Raw genomic sequence first — 1,500 nt, forward strand, 5'->3', positions numbered from 1 at the left:
CTTAACCATAAATTTAAAGGCATATTTTCAAATGGTTAACAACGAAATCCTGTGGTTTCCTGGCCACATGCATAAAGCGCGTAAAGAGATCGAAGAAGCCATCCCGCAGGTGGATGTGATCATCGAAGTACTGGATGCTCGTATTCCTTTCAGTAGCGAAAACCCTATGATTTCAAAAATCCGCGGTGAAAAGCCTGTTGTAAAAGTGCTAAACAAGCGCGATTTGGCTGATCCAGAGCTGACGCAACTGTGGATTGACCATCTTGAGAAAGAACAAAACGTAAAAGCAATGGCAATTACGACTTCTGAGCCTCAAGAAGTACATAAAATTATGGAGCTTTGTCGTAAGCTTGCGCCACACCGTGAAGAAGTTGGTAAAAACATTCGTACCATGATCCTGGGCATCCAACACGTGGGTAACTCGTCCATCATCAACACACTGGCTGGTCGCACTATCGCAGTAACGGGTAACCAACCAGCGGTAACGCGTCGCCAACAACGCATTAATTTACAAAACGGCATTGTTCTATCTGACACACCTGGGATTCTTTGGCCAAAAGTGGAAAACCCGCATAGTGGTTTCCGTTTAGCGGCAACGGGTGCCGTAAAAGATACAGCAATGGAGTACGACGAAGTTGCGTTTTACACTGTTGAGTATCTAGCAGCACATTACCCAGAACGTCTAAAAGAACGTTACCAAATCGAAGAGCTGCCAGAGTCTGACATTGAGATCATGGAAGAAATTGGCCGTCGTCGCGGCGCGCTACGAGCAGGTGGCCGAGTGGATCTTCATAAAGTATCTGAGATTCTACTTCACGAGCTTCGACAAGGTACACTAGGACAAATCACTCTTGAGCTTCCTGAGATGATTACTCAAGAACTGATCGAAGTCGAAATAGAAACGGCTCGCAAAGAAGAAGAGAAAGCGAAACGTAAGGAAGAACGTCGTAAACGTTACTTACGTAACAAACGCTAAGTTCTTTTTCTCACTCTATTCCTAGGCGCGATTTTCGCGCCTTTTTTTGTCCGCCACTTTTACACCCAACTAGATAACCCCGCCTCATCAACGTAACCACTTTTTGTCGTATTTACGTGTAATTTTGTACTACATTTTTTACGGCGTACAAGCACAAAAAAACATGTTTATTTATTGAACACAAACTAGTTTAGACCCCCGTAGCCTAAGGAGTTACAGCCACCATCCAACCCTTAAATATCGAGTTTGCAAGCGCTAGCAAAGTTATGCAACTTGATTAGTGACACTCTCCCCAAAATCCTCAATATAAATAAGGTCAGCGCTGGCGTTTTTCCAAATCACAAAGAGATTTATTATGTGTACTAAAAACGAAACTAAACCACTGCCCTCTTTTATCGAGGAACGCCTTAATTTCCATATTCAAGATTTAATTAAATCTAACGAAAATCAAAAGCACCTCGTTCTTGGCAAACGACCGTCCGAAAATGCTGTGGTTATGCAAAGCAATGATTACCTTTCGCTCT

General features: G+C 43.1%; 1 protein-coding gene and 1 pseudogene. Both read left to right on the plus strand.

Annotation, left to right across the window (positions count from 1 at the left end; all coding sequences use genetic code 11):
- The first annotated feature begins 31 nt into the window (after nt 1-31).
- Nucleotides 32-976, plus strand: coding sequence for a ribosome biogenesis GTPase YlqF (gene ylqF, locus R7E47_RS24270; protein ID WP_318085229.1), 945 nt, complete (start codon nt 32-34; stop codon nt 974-976).
- A gap of 355 nt (nt 977-1,331) precedes the next feature.
- Nucleotides 1,332-1,500: pseudogene (locus tag R7E47_RS24275) on the plus strand (CAI-1 autoinducer synthase); the annotation flags it as partial.

Source organism: Vibrio sp. Vb1026, assembly GCF_033338745.1.
Lineage (GTDB): Bacteria > Pseudomonadota > Gammaproteobacteria > Enterobacterales > Vibrionaceae > Vibrio > Vibrio alginolyticus.